Annotated in this window: 4 protein-coding genes and 1 pseudogene; 2 read left to right on the top strand and 3 right to left on the bottom strand. The window is 65.2% G+C overall.

Annotation, left to right across the window (positions count from 1 at the left end; all coding sequences use genetic code 11):
- Both ACR2FV_RS00825 and ACR2FV_RS00820 read right to left on the bottom strand, forming a co-directional pair.
- A pseudogene (locus ACR2FV_RS00825) lies at nucleotides 1–564 on the bottom strand (hypothetical protein); the annotation flags it as partial.
- Nucleotides 561–1,169, bottom strand: a complete 609-nt coding sequence (locus tag ACR2FV_RS00820) for a DUF6318 family protein (protein ID WP_434013836.1) — start codon at nucleotides 1,167–1,169, stop codon at nucleotides 561–563. The pseudogene ACR2FV_RS00825 and the gene ACR2FV_RS00820, both read right to left, overlap by 4 nt.
- Nucleotides 1,170–1,590: 421 nt before the next feature.
- Between ACR2FV_RS00820 and nrdR the strand changes: the two genes are divergently transcribed.
- Nucleotides 1,591–2,061: a transcriptional regulator NrdR gene (gene nrdR, locus ACR2FV_RS00815; protein ID WP_434013835.1), complete on the top strand. Its 471-nt coding sequence runs from the start codon at nucleotides 1,591–1,593 to the stop codon at nucleotides 2,059–2,061.
- Nucleotides 2,062–2,127: 66 nt separating this feature from the next.
- Complete coding sequence (locus tag ACR2FV_RS00810) at nucleotides 2,128–5,022, top strand: vitamin B12-dependent ribonucleotide reductase (RefSeq protein WP_434013834.1); 2,895 nt, start codon at nucleotides 2,128–2,130, stop codon at nucleotides 5,020–5,022.
- 253 nt (nucleotides 5,023–5,275) lie between these two features.
- On the opposite strand, the gene ACR2FV_RS00805 is transcribed toward ACR2FV_RS00810, so the two are convergent.
- Nucleotides 5,276–5,468: hypothetical protein (locus ACR2FV_RS00805; protein ID WP_434013833.1), on the bottom strand; the 193-nt coding region annotated here is incomplete at its 5' end.

Raw genomic sequence — 5,468 nt, 5'->3', positions numbered from 1 at the left:
TGGCCAGGCAAGCTGGTAGTAGACAGGGAGGTTGACCAGCGTGCGGTTGTCCGGTGGTTGCATCACCGCCTCTGGCAGCGCGAAGTCTGTCTGGTGAAACTGCTCCTCGATCATGGCGTCAGTCAGTATCGGTGCTGCGCCGGACTCCGGTGGGACGGACCCACCAAAGCAGGTTGTGCCGATGACCGCCCAGGCACCTTCAGTTCCATCGGCGGCGACTTCTCGGCGGTAGACCCAAGCCAGCGGACCAGGCCCGGGTGGCGTGATGCGGTCACACAGGTCGAGCGCAAGAGCGCAGAGCTCCAAGCGCGGCTGCTGCGGTGTGTTTTGGGCGCACGCAATAACTGCTACGTATTGGTACTTGGCGCCTGCGATGGGGGTCCCGTCGGAACTGACCGGAACTTCAGCGGAGAGACCGGACGTTTGGGTCGCCGTTGCGAAGAAAATACCTCGCATGGTCTGTCGACATTCGAAATCAATTACACTGCATGGCTTGCGCTCGTCCGGGTCGGATTGCAGGGGAAGAGGAATGTTTGCAAGAATGAGAATCGCGGCTGAAATCATTCTATCTCGACGATTCGCCATCCCGCCTCCGTCCAAGTCAGCCTTAGAGCAAAGGACACATCGCTCGGTTGGTCTGCCGGGTTTTCGATGTCACCGTCAAGCGTCAGTACTGCAGGGTTGATCTGGCTGAGTATGGTCTCCACCAAGACCTCCCCATCTACCTCCGATGCTGTCGCGGACAGCAACTCGATGGAGGGTCCATCGCTTCGCAAGCCGTCCTCCGCTAAGGACTGGAGGGACTCTTCGAAAGCGACGCACGTTTGGCACTGCGGGGTGCCCGTGTTTGCCAAGGCACCCGCGTCTGGTGTCATGGTTCCGTAGTTGAGTAGATCGAAATAGTGGGCGACGAAGGCTTCTGCGCCGGCCTCTGTCTGCTCGGTGGCTTCGGGCGGAAGCTCAGGTGCACCTCCAGCCTTGGTCGTGGGTGAGGAGGTCGCCGTTGCGGTCTTGGTCTCGGTGTCAGGCGGGGGCGGCTCCGAGGTGGCGCTGCTCTCGCCAAGCGACTCCACCGGCTCCGGGGGAGGGCTCGGTTGGCCCGGGCCCGTGCAGCCCGCGCCGGCCAGGATGGCAAGGCTGAGGGCGGCGGTCACGCGCTTGGCTCTCACGGGGTCCCCTTCGTGTGTGTCCGCGCTCCGGTGCGATGACGACTCTTCCTCGAACAGTCTGCACGATTTTTACCTACCGTTGGCGTTGTCCACAACCCCCGTTTGGGCATCTGGGAGGGAAGGGGTCACTGGTTCGGCAGTGACCCTGCCACGCGTCTGCATACCCTCCGCGCCTGACTTGGCACCCGCTCCGGCGCCGGACCCGCGACACGCCGACGCGCCAGGCGGTGCCCTTGCCATCGGAGACGAGACGTGACTACCATCACCACATCTGGTAGTTACAGCACTGTGGTTCGTCCACATGTTGTGCACAGAGGATCGACGTGATCCACACGTCGTCCACAGGACATCCCCAACGTCATACCCAGGGCAGCCACTCGCAAGGGTGGTCAGGGGGCCTTCGTCCCCGCGAGGAGGAGCCATGCACTGTCCGTTCTGTCGGCATACCGACTCCCGCGTCGTGGACAGCCGCGTGCAGGAGGAGGGGACCGTCATCCGGCGGCGCCGCCAGTGTCCGGAGTGCGGACGCCGGTTCGGCACCGTGGAGACCGCGACCCTTTCGGTCATCAAGCGATCCGGGGCGACCGAGCCGTTCAGCCGGGAGAAGGTCCTGCTCGGCGCGCGCAAGGCATGTCAGGGCCGGCCGGTCACCGAGGACGACCTGCAGCGGCTGGGGCAGACGGTCGAGGAGACCATCCGCTCGCTGGGGCAGGCCGAGGTCGACGCCCACGAGGTGGGCCTGGCCATCCTCGCTCCGCTGCGCGAGCTCGACGAGGTGGCCTACCTGCGGTTCGCCTCCGTCTACCAGGCATTCGACTCACTTCAGGACTTCGAGGCGGCCATCACCCTGCTGCGCGCCGAGCGCGACGCGGGGTATGTCGGTGGTCGCTGACAGCGTTACTTCATAGGGACACGACAGCAGCTCAACCCATCTTACCAAGCACAAGGAGCAAGGGATATGACGGAGACGACCGGGGCCAAGTCCCGCTCACGCCGGGCCAACAAGGGCCTGACGATCGAGCGCATCTTCACCACGCCGGGGGAGCACCCCTACGACCAGGTCACGTGGGAGAAGCGCGACGTGGTGCAGACCAACTGGAAGACTGGCGACGTCATCTTCGAGCAGCATGGGGTGGAGTTCCCCGACTTCTGGTCGGCCAACGCCTCGACGATCGTCACCACCAAGTACTTCCGGGGGGCCGTCGGCACCGACGCGCGGGAGACCGGTCTCAAGCAGCTCATCGACCGTGTGGTGCTGACCTACACCCGCGCGGGTATGGAGCATGGGTACTTCGCGACGGACCAGGACGCGGAGGTCTTCGAGCACGAGCTCACCTACGCGCTGCTGCACCAAGTCTTCAGCTTCAACTCCCCGGTGTGGTTCAACGTCGGCACGCCGAGCCCGCAGCAGGTGTCAGCGTGTTTCATCCTCTCCGTGGACGACTCGATGGACTCGATCCTCAACTGGTACAAGGAGGAGGGGTTCATCTTCAAGGGTGGCTCCGGGGCCGGCCTCAACCTGTCCCGCATCCGCTCCTCCAAGGAGCTGCTGTCTTCCGGTGGCACCGCGAGCGGCCCGGTGTCGTTCATGCGCGGCGCCGACGCGTCCGCGGGCACCATCAAGTCTGGTGGCGCGACCCGTCGCGCGGCCAAGATGGTCGTGCTCGACGTCGACCACCCCGACATCGAGGAGTTCGTCGAGACCAAGATGGTGGAGGAGGACAAGATCCGCGCGCTGCGTGACGCCGGCTTCGACATGGACCTGGGCGGCAAGGACATCGTGTCCGTGCAATACCAGAACGCCAACAACTCGGTCCGCGTCACCGATGAGTTCATGCGGGCCGTCGAGGACGGCTCGGAGTTCGGGTTGACCTCGCGCAAGGACGGCTCGGTGGTCGAGACCATCGATGCGCGAGGCCTGTTCGACAAGATGGCGCAGGCCGCGTGGGCATGCGCCGACCCGGGTTTGCAGTACGACGACACGATCAACGACTGGCACACCAATCCGGAGACCGGTCGGATTACCGCTTCTAATCCCTGCTCAGAGTACGTTTCTCTAGACAACTCCTCGTGCAACCTGGCCTCGCTCAACCTGCTGAAGTTCCTGCGCGAGGACGACACGTTCGACGTCGAGGCCTATCAGAAGGTCATCGAGCTGGTCATCACCGCGATGGACATCTCCATCTGCTTCGCCGACTTCCCGACCGAGTCGATCGGGGAGACCACGCGCAACTACCGCCAGCTCGGCATCGGCTACGCCAACCTGGGCGCACTGCTCATGGCCACCGGTCGAGGCTACGACTCCGAGGGCGGTCGCGCGCTCGCCGCCGCGTTCACCTCGCTGCTGACCGGTGCTGCATACAAGCGCTCAGCCGAGCTGGCCGGCGTCGTCGGACCGTATGCCGGATACGCCCGCAACGCGGACGCGCACAAGCGGGTGATGCGCAAGCACCAGGCCGCCAACGACGAACTGCGCCCGCTGCATGCCATGGACGAGGGCATCCACAAGGCTGCCACCAAGGCGTGGGACGCCGTGGTCAAGAGTGGCGAGAAGGCCGGATACCGCAACGCGCAGGCCTCGGTGCTCGCGCCCACTGGCACCATCGGCTTCATGATGGACTGCGACACGACGGGCATCGAGCCCGACTTCTCGCTGGTCAAGTTCAAGAAGCTGGTCGGCGGTGGGTCGATGCAGATCGTCAACCAGACGATCCCGCGGGCGCTGAAGAACCTCGGCTACACCGGGGAGACCATCGAGGCGATCGTGGAGTTCATCGCCGAGAAGGGCCACGTCATCGACGCACCCGGTCTCAAGCCGGAGCACTACGAAGTCTTCGACTGCGCGATGGGTGCCCGCTCGATCAGGCCCATGGGTCACGTGCGGATGATGGCGGCTGCTCAGCCGTTCCTGTCCGGGGCGATCTCCAAGACCGTCAACCTGCCCGAGTCGGCGACCGTCGAGGACATCGCCGACGTCTACCTGCAAGGCTGGAAGCTCGGTCTCAAGGCGCTTGCGGTCTATCGCGACAACTGCAAGGTCGGCCAGCCGCTCTCGGACGGCAAGAAGGACGACGCCAAGGTCGACGAGTCGGTGGCGGAGCCGAAGGTCGAGAAGGTCGTGGAGTACCGCCCGGTGCGCAAGCGGCTGCCCAAGCGCCGGACCAGCCAGACCACGTCGTTCGCCGTCGGCGGCGCCGAGGGCTACCTGACCGCCGGCACCTACGACGACGGCCAGCTCGGGGAGCTCTTCCTCAAGTTCGGCAAGCAGGGCTCGACCCTGGCTGGGGTGATGGATGCCTTCTCGATCGCCGTCTCGGTGGGCCTGCAGTACGGCGTGCCGCTGGAGACCTTCGTGGAGAAGTTCACCAACCTGCGCTTCGAGCCCGCCGGCATGACCGACGACCCGGACGTGCGGATGTCGCAGTCGCTGATGGACTACGTCTTCCGTCGGCTGGCACTGGACTACATGGACTTCGAGACCCGCTCGTTCATGGGCATCCACAGCGTGCAGGAGCGTCAGCGGCAGCTGGAGACCGGCTCGTATGCGCCGGGAGAGTCAGCCTCGTCTGAGGAGGAGGACTACGAGGACGAGTTGGAGCGCTACAGCCAGTCCGCGGCACCGGCCAGCAAGCGCCAGGCACTCACGGCCGACTCACCGGCGGTGCAGTCCGGGGCCGGCGCCGCCGACGCCCGTAAGGCCGAGCCGAGCGTGCACTCCTCCACCGAGCTGCTGGAGCAGTTGCAGGGCAAGTCCGCCGACGCGCCGATGTGTATGACGTGTGGCACCAAGATGCGCCCAGCCGGCTCCTGCTACGTCTGCGAGGGTTGCGGAAGCACCAGCGGCTGCAGTTGATCGATCCGTGAGTCGTGAGTGGGCCCGAACGCCGAGAGGTGTTCGGGCCCACTCGAATGTTCGGCTTCGGCGGAGTTGCTGGATGTCCGCAGCGACGTGACGCAAAGCGGATAATCGGAGGTTCCTCGAAGCGGGCGCCGGAGCAAGAAACTTAGGTCGTATGCGGCGGAAAGCCGCGGGCGGCGGGGCCTGAGCCCGCGACGCCCTAGTTGATGTCGAACTCGTTTCCCTCGGGATCGATCAACGCCACCGCCTAGTGGTTCAGATCCTCCTCCACGATCGTGCGCAGCCGCGTAGCACCGAGGCTCACAAGCCGCGCCGCCTCAGCCTCGACCTGCTCGCGTCGGGTCTCGAAGGGCGTCCCGCGGCCACCGAGCACCGACCGCCCCAACTGCTTCCACTGCCCGAACCCCGCCACCAAAGTCGGAAACGCTCGGGCACCCGAC

The organism is Ornithinimicrobium sp. (assembly GCF_051004135.1).
In the GTDB taxonomy this organism is placed as follows: Bacteria; Actinomycetota; Actinomycetes; order Actinomycetales; family Dermatophilaceae; genus Ornithinicoccus.
The sequence above is the reverse complement of the archived record's forward strand: the minus strand, read 5'-3'. Positions and strand labels throughout refer to the sequence as shown.

Coding starts and splice junctions, on each gene's coding strand:
- ACR2FV_RS00810 (WP_434013834.1), top strand. CDS start 2,128: ATGACGGAGACGACCGGGGCCAAGTCCCGCTCACGCCGGGCCAACAAG.
- nrdR (WP_434013835.1), top strand. CDS start 1,591: ATGCACTGTCCGTTCTGTCGGCATACCGACTCCCGCGTCGTGGACAGC.